This is a genomic window from Cystobacter fuscus, assembly GCF_044360685.1.
Classification (GTDB): domain Bacteria; phylum Myxococcota; class Myxococcia; order Myxococcales; family Myxococcaceae; genus Cystobacter; species Cystobacter fuscus_C.
In genome coordinates this window covers 748,255-764,343 of record NZ_CP043491.1, presented here as the reverse complement: position 1 = coordinate 764,343, position 16,089 = coordinate 748,255, and the positions used below count along the sequence as shown (strand labels likewise).

At 67.1% G+C, this 16,089-nt stretch carries 17 protein-coding genes; 10 read left to right on the top strand and 7 right to left on the bottom strand.

Annotated elements, in window-relative coordinates; translation table 11 throughout:
- Positions 1-55 precede the first annotated feature (55 nt).
- From F0U63_RS03215 to rd, 3 genes are read left to right on the top strand one after another with little or no spacing between them, the layout of a single operon-like run.
- On the top strand, positions 56-397 hold the full coding sequence (locus tag F0U63_RS03215) for a hypothetical protein (protein WP_395843569.1): 342 nt from the start codon (positions 56-58) through the stop codon (positions 395-397).
- Positions 394-1,134, top strand: a complete 741-nt coding sequence (locus tag F0U63_RS03210) for a Mut7-C RNAse domain-containing protein (protein ID WP_395843567.1) — start codon at positions 394-396, stop codon at positions 1,132-1,134. The genes F0U63_RS03215 and F0U63_RS03210 overlap by 4 nt, the downstream gene beginning before the upstream one ends.
- A gap of 45 nt (positions 1,135-1,179) precedes the next feature.
- The gene (gene rd / locus F0U63_RS03205) at positions 1,180-1,344 is read left to right on the top strand and encodes a rubredoxin (RefSeq protein ID WP_395843565.1); all 165 of its coding nucleotides are present in this window, start codon (positions 1,180-1,182) and stop codon (positions 1,342-1,344) included.
- Positions 1,345-1,368: 24 nt separating this feature from the next.
- On the opposite strand, the gene F0U63_RS03200 is transcribed toward rd, so the two are convergent.
- Positions 1,369-2,286, bottom strand: a complete 918-nt coding sequence (locus F0U63_RS03200; protein WP_395843563.1) for a LysR family transcriptional regulator — start codon at positions 2,284-2,286, stop codon at positions 1,369-1,371.
- 109 nt (positions 2,287-2,395) lie between these two features.
- Here F0U63_RS03200 and F0U63_RS03195 point away from each other — a divergent pair, with 109 nt between their 5' ends.
- The 3 genes from F0U63_RS03195 (at position 2,396) to F0U63_RS03185 (ending at position 5,183) form a co-directional block, all read left to right on the top strand.
- A complete protein-coding gene (locus F0U63_RS03195; protein ID WP_395843561.1) occupies positions 2,396-3,100 on the top strand; it encodes a type 1 glutamine amidotransferase domain-containing protein in 705 nt (234 codons plus the stop codon).
- 74 nt (positions 3,101-3,174) lie between these two features.
- Entirely contained in the window at positions 3,175-4,338 is a 1,164-nt protein-coding gene (locus F0U63_RS03190; protein ID WP_395843559.1) for an endonuclease/exonuclease/phosphatase family protein, read from the top strand.
- Positions 4,335-5,183 carry a hypothetical protein gene (locus F0U63_RS03185; protein ID WP_395843557.1) on the top strand — a complete coding sequence of 283 codons (849 nt, stop codon included), beginning with the start codon at positions 4,335-4,337 and terminating at the stop codon, positions 5,181-5,183. Before F0U63_RS03190 ends, F0U63_RS03185 begins: the two co-directional genes overlap by 4 nt.
- A gap of 124 nt (positions 5,184-5,307) precedes the next feature.
- On the opposite strand, the gene F0U63_RS03180 is transcribed toward F0U63_RS03185, so the two are convergent.
- The 4 genes from F0U63_RS03180 to F0U63_RS03165 form a co-directional block, all read right to left on the bottom strand.
- Positions 5,308-6,021, bottom strand: coding sequence for a hypothetical protein (locus F0U63_RS03180; protein ID WP_395843555.1), 714 nt, complete (start codon positions 6,019-6,021; stop codon positions 5,308-5,310).
- A 74-nt stretch (positions 6,022-6,095) separates the two neighbouring features.
- Positions 6,096-6,719: an imm11 family protein gene (locus tag F0U63_RS03175; RefSeq protein ID WP_395848306.1), complete on the bottom strand. Its 624-nt coding sequence runs from the start codon at positions 6,717-6,719 to the stop codon at positions 6,096-6,098.
- A gap of 5 nt (positions 6,720-6,724) precedes the next feature.
- Positions 6,725-7,561: an AHH domain-containing protein gene (locus F0U63_RS03170; protein ID WP_395843553.1), complete on the bottom strand. Its 837-nt coding sequence runs from the start codon at positions 7,559-7,561 to the stop codon at positions 6,725-6,727.
- Positions 7,561-8,685 carry a hypothetical protein gene (locus tag F0U63_RS03165; protein ID WP_395843551.1) on the bottom strand — a complete coding sequence of 375 codons (1,125 nt, stop codon included), beginning with the start codon at positions 8,683-8,685 and terminating at the stop codon, positions 7,561-7,563. Before F0U63_RS03165 ends, F0U63_RS03170 begins: the two co-directional genes overlap by 1 nt.
- Before the next feature lie 230 nt (positions 8,686-8,915).
- Here F0U63_RS03165 and F0U63_RS03160 point away from each other — a divergent pair, with 230 nt between their 5' ends.
- The 4 genes from F0U63_RS03160 (at position 8,916) to F0U63_RS03145 (ending at position 13,930) form a co-directional block, all read left to right on the top strand.
- Positions 8,916-9,377 carry a DUF4150 domain-containing protein gene (locus tag F0U63_RS03160; protein ID WP_395843549.1) on the top strand — a complete coding sequence of 154 codons (462 nt, stop codon included), beginning with the start codon at positions 8,916-8,918 and terminating at the stop codon, positions 9,375-9,377.
- Positions 9,378-9,781: 404 nt separating this feature from the next.
- A complete protein-coding gene (locus tag F0U63_RS03155; protein ID WP_395843547.1) occupies positions 9,782-10,303 on the top strand; it encodes a hypothetical protein in 522 nt (173 codons plus the stop codon).
- A gap of 60 nt (positions 10,304-10,363) precedes the next feature.
- Positions 10,364-11,401 (top strand): DUF2169 domain-containing protein, encoded by a 1,038-nt coding sequence (locus F0U63_RS03150; RefSeq protein WP_395843545.1) that lies wholly within the window; start codon positions 10,364-10,366, stop codon positions 11,399-11,401.
- Positions 11,402-11,626: 225 nt separating this feature from the next.
- Positions 11,627-13,930 carry a protein kinase gene (locus tag F0U63_RS03145; protein WP_395843543.1) on the top strand — a complete coding sequence of 768 codons (2,304 nt, stop codon included), beginning with the start codon at positions 11,627-11,629 and terminating at the stop codon, positions 13,928-13,930.
- 32 nt (positions 13,931-13,962) lie between these two features.
- Here F0U63_RS03145 and F0U63_RS03140 read toward each other — a convergent pair whose 3' ends face one another.
- Positions 13,963-14,496: a DUF6580 family putative transport protein gene (locus tag F0U63_RS03140; RefSeq protein WP_395843541.1), complete on the bottom strand. Its 534-nt coding sequence runs from the start codon at positions 14,494-14,496 to the stop codon at positions 13,963-13,965.
- 98 nt (positions 14,497-14,594) lie between these two features.
- Entirely contained in the window at positions 14,595-16,031 is a 1,437-nt protein-coding gene (locus tag F0U63_RS03135) for a serine hydrolase domain-containing protein (protein ID WP_395843539.1), read from the bottom strand.
- Between the last annotated feature and the right edge of the window lie 58 nt (positions 16,032-16,089).

Sequence of the window (16,089 nt, the reverse complement as noted above, 5' to 3'; positions counted from 1 at the left end):
GCTGGCTTCCCGGAAGTGGGGCATGGTGGGGGCAATGGCGACTGTTGAACCTCCCGTGACCCCGAATCCAGACCTGACGCCCACTCCCCCGGCCTCCTTGAAGCCCAAGCCGAAGCTCATGGAGCGGCTCCAGGAGTTCATCACCCGCTACGGCATGCTGGCCATCGCGGTGCACTGGGGCCTCTTCACCCTCTTCCTCCTGGGCTTCATGCTGCTCATCCGCGCGGGCTTCAAGGTGGAGAGCGCCGCGGGCGCCGCGGGCACCTTCGCGGGCGCCTACCTCGCCTGTCAGGCCATCAAGATTCCCCGCTTCGCCCTCACCTTCGCCGTCACCCCGCTCATCGATCGGCTCATCCAGCGGATCCGCCAGAAGAAGCAGCCGCCGCCCGTGCCGTGAACCCCCTCCGGCTGCGCTTCCACGGCCCCCTCAACGACTTCCTCGCCCCGGAGCGCCGGGGCGTCGAGTTCGTCCATCCCCTGCCCGCGCCGTGCTCGGTGAAGGATCTCATCGAGTCGCTCGGCCCGCCCCACCCCGAGGTGGACGTGGTGCTCGTGGAGGGCGAGGCGGTGGACTTCTCCCACCGCGTCCAGCACGGACAGCGCATCGCCGTCCATCCCCCCGGCTGCCCTCCCGACGAGCCGCCCTCCCTCCGCGTGGGCCCGCCCGCCCTGAGCGAGCCCCGCTTCCTGCTCGACGTGGGCCTGGGCCGGCTCGCGTCCCTGCTGCGCATGCTCGGCTTCGACACCGTGTGGCGCAACGACTTCGCGGATGACGTGCTGGCCCGGCGCTCGCGCGACGAGCAGCGCATCCTGCTCACCCGGGACCTGGGGGTGCTCAAGCGCTCCGAGGTGGTGCACGGCTACTTCCCCCGCGAGACGGACCCCTCGCGGCAACTGCCCGAGGTGGCGCGGCGCTACGGACTCGTCTCGCGCATGCGCCCCTTCACCCGCTGCCTCGCCTGCAACACCCCCCTCGCCCCCGCCTCCCCCGACGAGGTGCGCGGACGTGTGCCCGAGCGGGTGCTCGCGACGTTCCCGAGCTTCCAGCACTGCCCCGGCTGCCAGCGCGTCTTCTGGGCGGGCTCCCACCACGAGCGCATGCGGGCACTCATCGACTCACTGCGCGGGGTGTAGTAGTCCCCGTTCGTCGTCGTTGTCGCACCAAGGAGCTGGTCCTCTATGAAGAAGTACCGCTGCATCCCCTGTGGTCACATCTATGATCCCGCCGTGGGCGACCCGGACTCCGGCATTGCTCCCGGCACCGCCTTCGAGCAGATTCCAGACGACTGGATGTGCCCGGAATGCGGCGCGTCGAAGGCGGACTTCGAGCCGCTCGACGACTGAGCCACACCTCGAGCTGGCGCGGGCTCAGCCCTTGGAAGTCCCCTCCAGGAGCCAATCCCGCACGGCGAGGAAGCGCGCGGTGGGCGCCGCGGCCCGGCGCCACGCGACCCAGAGCGTCCCCCGCGGACGCCGGCCCGGGCGCCGTCCGGACTCCGGCGAGAGCACCACCACGCGCCCCGCGCGGACCGCCGGCTCCACCAGGTAGTCGGGCAGCACCGCGATGCCGCTGCCCGCCTCGGCGAGCGCCAGCATCTCATCCAGGTTGGCGATGCGGCACACCACCTGAGTGGGCAGTGGCTCGCGAGCGCCGAAGGCCGCCCGCCACCACGGGCCGAGCATCGCCAGGTCCGCGTCGAACGCGATGAAGCGCTGGGCGGCGAACTCCCGGGCCGTGCGGGGCGTGCCCCACCGCCGCACATGGGCGGGCGAGGCCACGGCCACGAACTCCTCCTGACCCACCGGCCGCACCTCCAGCCCCGGGGCCTCGGGAGGCACCCCCACGAGCGCCACGTCCAGCTCGCCCGCGAGCAGCCGGCGCTCGAGCAGGCTCGGCACGTCGAAGCGCACGCTCAAGCGCAGCTCCGGATGGCGCTCCAACAACGCCGGCAGGCGCGGACGCAACCAAAACCGGAAGAAGGGCCAGGGCCCGCCCAGGGACACCTCGCCCCGCACGGCGCGCTGGGCCTCGGAGGCCTCCTCGAGCGCCGCGTCCAGCGCGGGCAGGTGCTCCCCGAGCCGTGCGACGAGCGCCGCCCCCGCGGCCGTGAGCCGGGCACGCCGCCCCACCCGCTCGAACAGCGCCACGCCCACGCGCGCCTCCAGCGCCTTGAGCTGCTGTCCCACGGCGGACGGGGTGATGCCCAGACGCGCGGCCGCCGCGGCATGGGTCCCCGCGCGGCTCACCTCCCAGAGCGTCCACAGCGCCTCGTGATTGCCAAGCATGGCTTCACATTATGCGAAGAGCCCCTCGATTTTCTTCAACCTGGGGCGGCGGTACTTGTTCGCTCCGTTGGCCCCCGAACCCGGTGGGCCCGATGAAGGAGCACGCACCATGAAGGCCCTGACCGCCGTGAAGATCCTGCTGATCGTCACCAGCCACACGCAGCTGGGAAACACGAAGGAGCCCACCGGCTTCTGGCTCGAGGAGCTGACGGCGCCCTACGCCGAGTTCACCCAGGCGGGCGCGCAGGTGGACATCGCCTCGCCCCTGGGTGGCAAGGCCGTGGCGGATCCCAAGAGCGAGAAGGAGCCCAACGAGGCCACCCGCGCCTTCCTCGCGGACGCCGAAGCGAAGAAGAAGCTGGCGAACACGCTCGTGCTGGAGAAGGTGAAGGACACCTATGACGCCTACTTCGTGGTGGGCGGCCACGGCGTGATGTGGGATCTGGCGACGCACAAGCCGCTGCACTCGCTGCTCACGGCGGCGTATGCCCGGGGCGCGGTGGTCTCGGCCGTCTGCCACGGGCCGGCGGCGCTCGTGGGCGTGAAGGCTCCGGATGGCAAGCCCATCGTGGCGGGCAAGCGCGTGGCGGCCTTCACCAACGAGGAGGAGAAGGCGGGGAAGCTCGACACGGTGATGCCCTTCCTCCTGGAGACCCGGCTGCGCGAGCAGGGTGCCCGCCACGAGTCCGGCCCCATGTGGGGCAGCTTCACGGTGCGTGACGGCAACCTCATCACCGGACAGAACCCGGCCTCGTCCGTGGCCACCGCGCGCGAGGTCATCACCGCGCTGCGTGAGAAGAGCGAGAAGAAGTAGTCCCCGGCTTCCACCACGGGGGGAGCGGCATTCCCCCTGGCGTCCGGCTCGTGCCGACGTAGCATCCACCGCGCATGAGACGACTCCGCCCGCTGCTCCTCTTGATGCCTCTGCTGGCCGGCTGCGAATGGGTGGCCGACCCCCTGTCCTTCACCCGGGAAGACGTTCCGCGCTTCAAGGCCCACGCGGACCACCCCGCGCCGGTGGACAACCCCACGTCGCTCAAGGTGATGGCGTGGAACGTGAAGTACGGCGCCTGCCGCATCGACTTCTGGTTCGACTTCTGGGGCGACCGCGTCCAGATGTCCTCCACCGAGGTGACGGACTGTCTCACCCGGGTCGCCGCGCTCATCCGCGAGTACGACCCGGACATCCTCATGACGGAGGAGATCGAGGTCGACTCCAAGCGCAGCGCCTACATCGATCAGGTGCGCTTCCTGCTGGAGAACACGAACCTGCGCTACGCGGCCTATATGTCCACCTGGAAGGCGCGCTACGTGCCGTCCGAGGGCGTGGGCCGCATGGACCTGGGCAACGCCATCCTCTCGCGCTACCCCATCCTCAAGGCCGAGCGCATCCGCCAGGAGGATCGCACGGATCAGGATCCGCTCACGTCGACCTTCTACATCAAGCGCGCCATCGGCCGGGCGGAGCTGGACGTGGGCCAGGGCCGCAGGGTCGCCACCTACGTGGTGCACACCGAGGCGTATGACCAGGACGGCACCAAGCAGAAGCAGATCCAGCAGATCCACGACGTCCTGAAGGCAGAGACGCTGCCGTGGGTCATCGGCGGAGACTTCAACGAGCTGCCCCCCGTGTGCGACGAGCGCGCGCCCCGGGGCGCTCCCGAGTCGTGTGAAGGCAAGCTGCGGCTGAGCGGCTTCCTCGACGAGCGCGAGAGCAGCAAGGGCACCGACTTCGAGCAACCGCCCTACACCCCCAGCGTCATGAAGCAGTACTACGACGACTTCGAGCCCTACATTCCCCTCTCCCGCTACGGCGTGGGCGAGGAGAACCAGCGGCGCTACTTCACGCACACGGTCCTCGGCCCGGACAGCGTGAACGACCAGGGCGTGCCCGGGTCTTGGAACCGCACGCTGGACTACCTCTTCATCCGCAAGGGCGAGCAGTGGACGGACACCGACGTCATCCAGGGGCCCGGCCCCTTCGGCATCCAGAGCGACGCCCTGCGGTTGTCGGATCACGCCCCCGTCGTCGGAACCTGGAGGCTGCCATGAGGGCGCTGCTTCTCTCTGTACTCCTGGCCGGCACGCTCGCCGCCGCCGATCCCCGTCCCGCGAGGAACACCGCGGACGTGGGCCCGCGAGGCTCCTGGAGCGTGGGCGTGTTCAACCCGTTGCGCCTCGCCCTCCTCGACGGCGTCGAGCTCCAGACCCATCCCCTCGTCTTCCTCGTGGCCCCCAACCTGGACGTCCGCCTGGGCCTGGTGCGCTCCTCGTCGGTGCGGCTCACGGTCGAGGCCGGGGTGTCGCTGCCCACCTTCGGCCTGCGGCTCACCAAGGGCTACCTCTTCCCGGCATGGGCCACGAGCGAGAACGACATCGGCTGGATGCTGATTCCGCGCGCGGGGCTGCTGCTGTCCGGCGACGTGGGCCGGCACGACGTGTGGACGCTCAAGGCGGACGGCGCCTGGCGCGCGCCGCTCGGACCCAACAGCGCCACCCAGCTCCACTCCTTCCTCGCCCCCCTGGACCTCCTGCTCGCCGCGCCGCTCACGGGCTCCTGCTACCGCGTGGGCGGAGCGTACGACCACGCCCTCTCCGAGCGGCTGCGCCTGCGCGGTGAGCTCAACCTCTACGCCACCGGACCCCAGGGCCGGCTCACCGTGTCGGGAACGGACGTGGGTCCCATCGCCGAGCTGTCTCCGCTCATCGTCACCGCCCACGTGGGCCTCGACGTCGCCGTCTTCAAACACAGCCGTTTCACCGTGGGTGTGTTGTGGGCCAACGCGGACCAGGGCGCCACGCGTCTGGTGACGGGCCCGGACGGCTACTCGGAGCGCGAGCGGGTGCGCGGCAACAACATCGTGCCGACCCTGGACTTCATCTGGGCGGGACCCTGAGCTCCTTATCGGTGGTTTGATTCCGCCCCTGGGCGAAATGTAAAGAGTTCAAACGCCACGAGGACCCATTGAGTCGTCGTGGCGTTTGTCGTTTCGAAACGAATATTAAGCACGACGGAGCGGCTCAGGCAGTTCTCCATGCATCTGCGGCAGGCAGTGGCGTTCCGATTGGAACCCTCGCCAGGAGCGGAACCATTTCGAGCGCGGGTGGTGGCGGTACGGCCTCCAGTTCGGCCACCCTCAAGAGGGCCAGCCCATCCATGTAGATCTTCCCGGTCGTCGCCCCCACCTCGGGATCGAAGTCGAGTTGCCGACGGTACTCGCGAAACTGCTGCTTACGTTCGATGATGAGCGTTTCGAACGCGCGATGGAAGCCGACAGCATTCTTCTCCAGAAGGGCCAGGCACGCATCGAGCCGCGGGTCGACCCCGCCCTGCAGTACTTGCGCCCACCGTGCCAACACGCGATGCAACCCCTCGGTATCTCGGGGCTCAAGCATCATGCGGTGGAGAAAGTGAGAGAAGAGGAAATCCTCTTCGTACTCCACACCCTCGAGATGGTGGCTCGCCGACAGCCGGGCGATCGCTCGAGCGGTGGCGACATCACCCGAGGCCAGCGCATCGCTGAAACCAACGTTGTCGCTTCCTGGCAGGCTCTCCGGGGTGACGCGCTGTGTCCCAGAGGTAGTGAGGGTCAGGAGTTGGAGCCGAGCCTGACCCGCCCTGCACAGCAATCCGGCGAAACCCTCTACATCCGCTTCCTGCAACAGTGCGCAAATCCCCAACACCCGGTAGGCCACGCAGACGTTCGAGGCGTGCTCGGCCAGTTGCTCGTGCATGTGCGCCATCCCCTCCAGGCTGGAGCGAAGGGTCTGGGACATGTTGTACCGGGCTACTTCCACATAGTCGTGGCTCATAGGGTGATGGCCACTTCGGAACCCACCGCGTACCAGGTGGCACCCGTGACGCCCTCTTTCTCGAATTGCTCCTTGAGGTCTCGCCGAACGATCATCATCCGAGGTGCCGCGGTGGGGCGGAACAACTTCGCCGCCGGGTCGAGCATGTCCTCCCTCAAGACCAGGCGCCTCAAGTACATGAAGCGGTCCGGCTTCAATGCGTCCCGATCTCCCTCACTTCGCTCCATGTCCACACAATCCAGCATGCCAATGACGTTCGCGATGTAGCAGTCTTCACTCGCAACCCGCCCGCGGTGGTTCAGCAGCACGAACCGGAGGAATTCGATCTCGGCACCGGAGTGTTGCTCGAGAATTCCTTTCATCCGATTCGAAACCATCAGGTAGTTCACGGCATTCGGAATGATATCCGCGATCTTCATCCCACGTTCTTCTTTGGCCATGCGGAACCGCAGCCCGTCCGGATATTCACTCCCCATGCGAACGCCGCGCGCGGGCTTGTGGATCTTCGGCATCGTCTCTGGCAAATCGAAGATGGCGCAATACCCGTCGAGAACATCCCATTCCAACATAAAGTAATTGCTCATCCCCTCCCCAGTCGTCTCCATTTTCGGCTCCACCATCTCGTTCACCTGCTGAACACATCGTTAACTCTTGTTGCACCCTTTTTCAAGATCGCTGTGGCTCGACCAAAATCGACGATCTTCTTATACGTATTGTCTTCCCAGGTTTCTATGTTGGTACGAATTCCTGTTACATTTTCTTCTGTGATTTCATGTTCCTCCTCCCCCTCCGAGAGCGACTGTTTGTAGCTGATGAGGAGATTGATGCACTCCTTGTTGTAGGTGCGGTGCCATCCCTTGTGTTTCGGCAGCATCAACGCGTAGGCAACATCACTGGTGATGGGCAGGATGATGATATTCTTTCCAGCGTTGATATTGTAACCAGCGGCTTGCAGCACCTGCGCTTCGCTCTCGGTCAGCTTCTCGGAGATCGCTTCCTGCGGCATGATGTGGTGATATTCATTACCGAATGGAAGATGGCCCACTTTATAGTTTTGGCCATTTTCACCCTTTCCGAAGCACCATGCCTCGCGGTTTGATCCCGGATAGATATTCTGGTGCTTTTTTCGGGATAGCCCTTGCTCCTTCTCCGCCTTCTTCTGCCGCCCGGTGGACGAGAAGGTCTCCATCTTCATCATTGGAGGTAAACGCGCACGATGGTTCTTATCGATAGGGGTCTCAGGGGGATGTGGGCGGGTGAAGTCGTACTCGTAGAGGGAGTTCTTCGCAGTGGTTGTGCCCTTTACCAGTTCGCTCAAGGTGGCTTGGTACCCGTTTGGCTTGTAGGCGCAGTTGGGATACGTCGGTGTCGGATCTTCGAATCCGAGTTCGTGTTTGTTCACGCAGCCTTTCTGATCCTTGTGGTCCTTTTCTTTCCAGAGTGCGACGTGCTTGCTGGCCATCACATCCTCCTTTCTTCTGACGATTGCTTGTCCGGAGCCCTCACGTAGAACGCGCCCCGGCTCCCGTCATCCCCTGCGCTCCATACGAGGACGCCGCGGGTCTTGGCATAACCCCGGGCGAAGCCCCGGATTGCCATGCAGAGCCCAACCAGTGCTGTCGCGGCACCGATTTCCCCGAAGCTCTGGGCAGGGTACCACTGCCGCAACTCGCCCAGGTTCCGCTCCCGGAGGCGAACGAGCGCGGTCCCCCAGTCGTGGGCCCGGTACACATCCCCGTTCAGGGCTCCGATGACGAGCCCGATCTCCCGCCCACCGTCTGGGAGTGCCTCCACGGTGTCACTGATGCACTGGGACAGCGCTACGCCCATGGCGGGCTGCCGGGACAGTCGATGGAAAGGTTCAGCCGCGGCCCGGGGGGCCTCGATGAGGGCCTCGATCCTGGCGCCACGGCGAGACGCCGCTGTGGGCAGTTCGAGTACCGCGAACGCAGCGGCTTCTCCCGGGAGCACTCCGGCGGGTCGCTCTGGACCCTTGAGGAGTCCAAGCCGCTCCAATGTCCAGGCGACCTGGGGCTCCACCAGGCTATCCAGCCCGCCGATGATGCAGCGATCCACGAGTCCGGAGCGGAGCCGCTCGGCGGCGTCTCGTATGGCATCGATGATACCGGTCTCGCCGAACAGCACGGTCTGCAACTTGGGCGGAACTCCGACCTTCAGGAGTTGAAGGACAGTGGGGACCAAGCGCTTCGCATAGACCTCACGCCTCGTCTCATGCTCCTCGGGTAACAGGCCCAGCTCCTCGAGTAGTCGGCGATGGAAATCGTTCGGGGCAACGAGATAGAGCGCGCACCTGGACAGATCGCTGACCTGCGCGCTCCGTCCAAGATCCCGAAAGCCCGCGACCGCCAGGGCGGCAAGTCGACCAAGACCGGTGAAGCCCCCCGTTACCTGCGGCAGGCTGTGTCCGCGCGCCAGCTCGCCCTCGCCGGTATCCGGATCGAACAACCGGGGTTCATCAAGCGGTAGGATGCGCACGATACCCGCCCGGCTGGCCGCGCAACTTCCCACCACCCCCTCCCCGAGCGCCGAAACCATGCCTACTCCCGTAACGGCGAGCATTTCCATGTCCTCCGCACACAAGGGCTATTCCAGGGGCACTGCGCGAAGAGAGGTACTCTTCGTGACCTGGACTCCTGATGTCCATCGCGGCATCCGCTTATACCGTATACTCTCCTCTTCGAGGTAGGGACGAGAGCCCCCGACCACCATAAGAGACAACTACCTGCGTGGTGCATGTCAGCCGCCATGGAGACGTGGTATCGTCCTACCAACTGGAGTGCTGCCGCGGGGGAGCCATGGCGAACACGGTAGGCGTCAACAAGCTGTCGGTGGTTACCAAGGACAGCAATGGGGTGACCATCGCGTTCCCCGATGTATGCAAGACCCCGATGCCAGCCGGACCGGTTCCCATCCCGTACCCCAACATCGCCAGATCCTCGGACACCGCCTCCGGTAGCAAGAACACCACTGTCGAGGGTAATCCGGTCTGCTTGTCGGATTCCAACTTCAGCACCAGCACCGGCGACGAGGCGGGCTCGGTCGGCGGCGTGGCCTCGGGCAAGACCAAAGGCAAGGCCGAATTCGTCAACTACTCCTTCGATGTGAAGATCGAGGGCAAGAACGTGGCCCGTGCGCTGGACCCGATGCTGCATAACGACAAGAACACGCCTCCGGCGCCTCTGATTCAACCGCCTGTCATCGCCGAGGGCAAGAGGGCCGGGCCAGCCAAATGCCTTACCTGCAAGCACGACATCTAGTCAGGAGACCTCTCAAGATGCGTGTTCCTCTCAAGAACCTGGGAGGTGCTCCAACACCCGGGCCGGAGGCATCCATCCCCGGTTCGTGGGTGGGGAGGGGCGTTGGCTACGAGCCCTCCTGTGGCCTTCTTCTGGACCTCAGTGGCCATAGGGAAGGCCCGCTACCTGCCCGCTCCACGCTATCGTTGGTCGAGGGCGGCAATCCCTCGCCCTCGGCGATGGGGGTCCACCGCATCAAGGATGGTTCGTTCCAGTTCCAGCAGCGGCCATGACGACCCCTTGGGATATCTACGAGGAGCACCTGGAGGAGGCTTCATTCCTCTGGGGACAGCGGGACAACGCGCTCATGTCCGCCTCGGCTGGAGGACGCCAAGGCGCGAGGCACGGCCCTCTGGGCGCTCGGGTTGAGCGGGCGAGTCGCCGCCGCGAACGCCTGCCTGTCATACCTGGGAGACGGGAACAAGCTCGTGGCGCGGCTGGCGGCGGAGGCTTTCTGCGCCATCACGGGACTGGTGCTCGAAAACGACTACCTCGCGGAGCCCAAGCCGGAGTCCGAAGAGCCTATTCCCTTGGAGGAGGAGGACCTCGACGCATCGCTGGTTCCAACCCCGGAGGAGGCGCTTCCGCTGGCCAACCCCGAGCAGGTGGAGGAATGGTGGAGGGACGCCCAGAAGGGCTTTTCGCAAAATGGTCGCTACCTCTACGGGAAACCATTCGAGGCCACCTGGTTCCTCCAGGTCCTGGCGCGGGCCCCCATGCGCCGTCGGCATGTGCTGGCCTTGGAGTTGGCCGTGCGGACTCGAGGCCAGCTCTGGCTGGAGCCGCGGGACACGGTGGCACGGCAGTTCCGGCGGATGAAGGCACTCGGTGAGCTTCAAGGCGTGCGCTTCACCCTGCCTTTCAAGAGCCTGCTCACGGTCGCCTGAACGCGAAACCGTCCCTCAAACTTAGGTAGCACACTCCCAGGCCATCCAAAACCGAGACCCATGGGCCAATTCACCACTGAAAACGAAACGCCGTTCGCCGTCGAGGTGCTCGCGCTCTCCGATGAGGAAATGCGACCGATCCTCACCGTCGTCGTGAAGGCGACGTATTCGCTCGTGGAGGGTGCGCCGCGGCTGGCAAAGACACAGATGCCGGTGAACGTGGCGGGAGAGTTCAGGGGAGTTCCAGAGACGTCCAGTTACAAGTTCGAGCCTGAGTGCGCCTTTATCAAGCCGGCCACGGACGTGGTGTTGACAGGCCACGCACATACCCCGATGTCAAAGGTGTCGGAGGTGCTGGTGGACCTCCGGGTGGGAGCACTACGCAAGACAGTGCGGGTGCTGGGCGAGCGCACTTGGTTCAAGAGCGTGGGGCAGGTACTCATGACGAAGCCCCTGCCCTTCGAGAAGATCCCCCTTTCCTACGAGCGGGCTTTCGGCGGCTGGGACAAGACGGACAAGGACCCGGATAAGCACCGCTACGAGCCGCGCAACCCGGTGGGCGTTGGATTCCGGGCCAGTGCGCGCCACTTCGAGGAGGGATTGCGGCTCCCCAATCTCGAGGAGCCGGAGCAACCACTGCGCTCCTTCGGTCAGGTGGTTCCGCCTGCGGGCTTCGGCTTCGTCTCTCCCCATTGGCAGCCGCGCGCCGCATTCGGGGGCACCTACGACAAGAACTGGGACATGACGCGCAAGCCGCTGCTGCCGAAGGACTTTGATCGGCGCTTCTTCAACGCTGCCTCGACAGGCTTGGTGGCGGCCGGCTACTTACGCGGCGACGAGCCAGTGCTCGTCGATAACGCCTCACCCCGGGGGCGGCTCTCCTTCCGCTTGCCCGGACAACCTGCGCCGAGGGTCACGATCACCCAGGCAGGAGCCAAGGACGTGACGCCCGACATGCGGCTGGACACCGTCATCCTGGACACGGACGAGGACCACCTCCTGATACTCTGGAGAGGACACCTTGCACTTCCGGGTACTCTCCATGACGTCCGGAGCATTGCCATCCATGCCGAGGGAGTGTCCACGAAAGGTGCTTGAGCCCGGAACATCCCACGTGTCCAGGCACTCAGCTGAAGCACTCCGCCCAACGGAGTTGGAAGGGCTCCCGGCCCTTTTATGGACTGAGGCTCCATGGCGGGGGGTGGGAGGACACGTTAAGATCCCGCCGCCTTGGCCGAAACACCTCCGTCCCCCCGCCCCCTCCCTGACGAAGGCGACCGCACCGTCATCCGTCCCCCTTCCCCGGAAGACGGGGGGGGCGCGTTGTTCGCCGGACGCTACGCGCTCCTGCGGACGCTGGGCCGGGGAGGCATGGGCACGGTGTACCAGGCACGAGACAGCCTGGTGGGCGACCTCGTGGCGCTCAAGATGCTGCAACTCGGCGAGCACGCGGGCCCGGAGGCACTGGAGCGCTTCCGCCGCGAGGTCCGGCTCGCCCGCCGCATCACCCACCCCCACGTGGCGCGGATGCACGACCTGGGCACCCACGAGGGCCAGGCCTTCCTCACCATGGAGTACGTGCAGGGCGAGGACCTCCGCTCGCGGCTCGCCCGCGAGCGCACGCTGAGTGCTCCGCACGGCGCGCGCATCGCCCTCGCCGTCTGCGAGGGGCTCGCCGCGGCCCATGCCGCCGGCGTGGTGCACCGCGACCTCAAGCCCGCCAACGTCCTGCTGGAGTCCGAGGGACGCGTCGTGCTCACCGACTTCGGCATCGCCCGCGCGCTGGCCCGGGAGGCCGCCTCGAGCACCCAGGGCGCCATCGGCACGCCCATGTACATGGCACCGGAGCAGGTGGCGGGAGAGCCGGTGGATGCCCGCGCGGACCTCTACGCCGTGGGCCTGCTGCTCTACGAGATGCTCACGGGCCAGCCGCCCTTCGGCTCGGACGAGCCCTGGGCGGTTGCCATGGCCCGCCTGCGCCAGCCCGCGCCCGATCTCCGCCAGCATCCGGGCATCCCCCCGCCGCTCGCCGAGCTGGTGAACCACTGCCTGGCGCGCGCACCCGAGGATCGGCCCGCGAGCGCGAGTGAGATCGCGTGTCGGCTGCGCGACTGGCTCGCCAGCGAGGGACAGCTCGCCGAGCCGCGGTACACCCGCCCCGAGCCCACCGGGCAGCAGTGGCCCTCCGTGTCCGGCCCGCCCACGCCTCGCGCCACGCCCCGCTCCGCCCACACCCCGGTCATGCGAGGCGTGGCCATCCTGCCCCTGCGCTTCCAGGGCCCTCGCGAGTCCGAGTACCTCGCGGAAGCGCTGACCGACTCCCTCATCGATCAGCTCGCGCGCGCGCGGGGCTTCCGGGTGCTCGGCAGCGGGGTGACGGCGCGCTTTCGCGACACGCGCGACCCGCGCACCGTGGGCAGCGAGCTGAAGGTGGAGCTGGTGGTGGATGGGACGGTGCAGAGCGCGGGCAAGGCGGTGCGGGTCGCCATCCGGCTGCTCGAGGCGCGCTCGGGGACGCAATTGTGGAACGACCGGTTCGAGTACCCCTCCACGGAGGTGTTCGAGCTGCAAGACAAGCTGGTGCCCCGCGTCTCCGAGCAGCTCCGGATGGAGGGGGTGCTCTCCACCTGGAGCACGAGCCTGTCCCCCGAGGCGCTGGCGCTCTATCGCCAGGCGAACCAGCAGCTCTACATCTCGTTCTGGAGCCTGAACGAGGGGCCCCTGGCGATGATCAACGCGTGCCTGGAGCTGGCGCCGGACTTCCCGCCCGCCCTGGCGATGCACGCCGTCGCCAGCGCGCGCACGTGGTTCATGGGGACGAGGAACTCCAGCGACAACCTGGGCCAGACCGCGCGCGACAGCATCGAGCGGGCGCTGCACCTGGCGCCCGACATGGTGGAGACCCATCTGGCGCGGGCGATGCTCGCGGCCCAGGAGAATGACTGGCGCCAGACGGTGCGGGGCGTGCGCAAGGCCCTGGACATCGCGCCCTACCATGCGCCGTCGCTGCTGTACCTCGGCAACATGCAGTGCGAGTCGGGCCAGGCGGACGAGGGGCTCGTGCGCTTGCGGCTGGCCCACGAGCTGTCTCCGTCCCTAACGATGTCGCTCTACGAGTTCGCCCGTTGCAGCGCGCTGCGCGGACGGAGGGAGGACTACCACTGGGCGGTGGAACGGCTGGCGGCCTCGCCGCCCCACCACTCCGCGACGGCGGCCCTGCGGCTGCGCGTCGCCGCGTGGAACCGGGACCTGGAGGAGCTGCGGCGCCACCGGGAGTCCGTCTCGGGAGGAGGACATCCCATCTCACACCTGGTGAGCCTCTATACCGCCGCGGTGCTGGGCGAGCTGCCTGTCTCCGAGGTCGCGGCCCAGGTGGACCAACGGCTGCTTCAGAACAACAACCCGCGGTTCGTCGCCCTGCTGTGCCAGCTCACGACGGAGGTGCTGTGCCTGTGCGGCGAGCCGGACAAGGCCCTGGGCTACTTCCAGCGGGCCGCGGACACGGTGCTCATCGACCTGGAGTGGATCGAGCACTGCCCGGCACTCGAGCCCCTGAGGGCGCTGCCAGGCTTCGTGGAAGGGCGCCGCGAGGTGCGCGCCCGGGTCGAGGCCATCTGGGCCGGGTGAGGGCCCGGAAGCGAGCACTCAGAAGCGAGCGCTCAAGCGGTGGCGCGGGCAACGGCCGAGCGCCGGGCGGCGCCGACGAGCGCCCAGGCGCCGAAGAGCATCCCGGACCAGAAGAGGTCGCCCAGGAGCGAGTTGCGCAGGAACGGCAGGGCGGCGACGTAGCAGTTCACGAGCCCCGAGAGGGAGTACTCGTACATGCCGGAGGACAGCCAGACGGCGAAGTTGGTGCCCACGAAGAAGAGCGCCGAGGAGCCCACGGCACCGGCGCCCACGGTGGTCACCGCCAGGCGGCGCTTGAGCACGGCGCTCAGCAGCACGGGGGCCATGAGGCAGAGATAGACCACGCCCATGACCTTGTAATCATAGACACCCAGCACCGCGTCGCTGATGAGCATGCTCGCCAGGGGCACGCAGGCGGCGAACGAGACGTGCCGCATGAAGTAGCCGGAGAACAGGGCCGTGGCGGCGATGGGGGTGAAGTTGGGCTCATGGGGGAGCAGGCGGCCGGCCACGCCGAGTGCCACCAACATCACGAACATCCCCACTTCGGTCATCCAAGCTTTCATGAGTCCCTCCAGACGTGCGAACCTGGAACTTCTATCCCCCGTCTCCCTACCCGTCAACTGGGCCTGGGTGAGTGTCGTAGACCCTGACACTGTTCTGACTAGGGCACGCGCCTGCCAATGGGCTGGCCGTCGAAGAGCAGACTCAGGCCACCGTCCGGCTCGCGCTGGAAGCTCACCTTCGTGCCCTCGAGCAGGCCGTAGTCATCGCGCTCGACGAACTCGTTGTCGCCGTAGGCCTCCAGCTCCCCGCGGATCGCGGGCTCCGCCATCCCGAAGGTCGCCCACAGCCGGCCTCCGTCCACGGAGATGCCCACCGGGCCCACCGCCGTGTCGAACAAGCCCACGTAGTCCCGCCACACCCCGGTGTCCGGCACGAAGGTGCTGGGCGCCCTGTCCCCCGACGGAGACGCTGGCGCGGGCTCCTCGCCGAACACCATCGCGGCGACGCCCAGCGCCACCTCCTCCGAGACCTTCGTCTCGAGGTTGCTGAGCACCGCCACGGCGGTGCCCTCTTCGGGGAACAGCAGGAACATGGAGCTGGTGTTGAGCGTGCTGCCACCATGGGCCACCATCCGCCGGCCGAACTGCTGGGAGAGCCTCCAGCCCATTCCACTGGTGGGAATCACCACGGGCCGCCACATCCGCTCCACGCCCTGCGCGGAGAGCACCCGGCCCCCGGGCCCTTCGCCCCCGGCGAGCAGCCCGGAGAAGTAACGGGCCACATCCTCGGCGGAGGTGTAGGTGGCCGCGCCCGCGGGCACGTGCGCGCTCGACCAGGTCGACGACAGCGGGCGCAGCTGGCCCCGCGACCACAAGTAGCCCTGGGCCACGTCCGGCACCTGCTCGGACTCCGGGTCCAGCAGCGTGTGCGCCATGCCGAGCGGCTTGAAGACGGAGTCGACCACGTACGGCGTGAAGGGCTTGCCCGTCACCGTCTGGACGATGAGGCCCACCAGGGCGAAACCATCGTTGGCGTACTCCTCGCCCTGCCCCGGCGTGAAGCGCAGGCGCACCTGGGCGAGCGCACGCGCCCTGCGCTCGAGGGCGCCCTCATCCCGGGAACCATCCCAGAAGTAGCTCATGGGCAGGCCCGAGGTGTGCGACAGCAGATGCTTGACGAGGATTTGCTCCTGGAGCCCGTCCGCCGTGCGGAACCAGGGCAGGTAGCGCGTCACGGGCGCCTCCAGGTCCACGCGCCCCGCCTCCACCTGCTGCATGAGCGCCAGCGCCGCCATCGCCTTGGTGGTGGAGCCGATGGACACCCGGGTCGTGACGTTCATCGGCTGGTTCGTCTCCCGGTTCGCCACGCCATAGCCCTTGAGGCACACGGGCTGGCCGCCCTGGAGGATGACGAGCGAGAGCCCCGGGATGTGTCCTTGTCGCATGCGCTCGGTGATGAACGGATCGATCCGCTCACGCAGCGCGGCGGGCAGGGCCGCACAGGCATCCGGGGGTGGGGTCGTCTCGGGCGGAGGCGTGCATCCCGCGTTCAGGGCGGAACCGAGCAGCAGGACAACCAGGGAGTGCTTCAACATGGCGAGGCCTTGAGCCCCCCGCGATGCGCGAATGGGGCGGAAAATGAATCGGTCACGG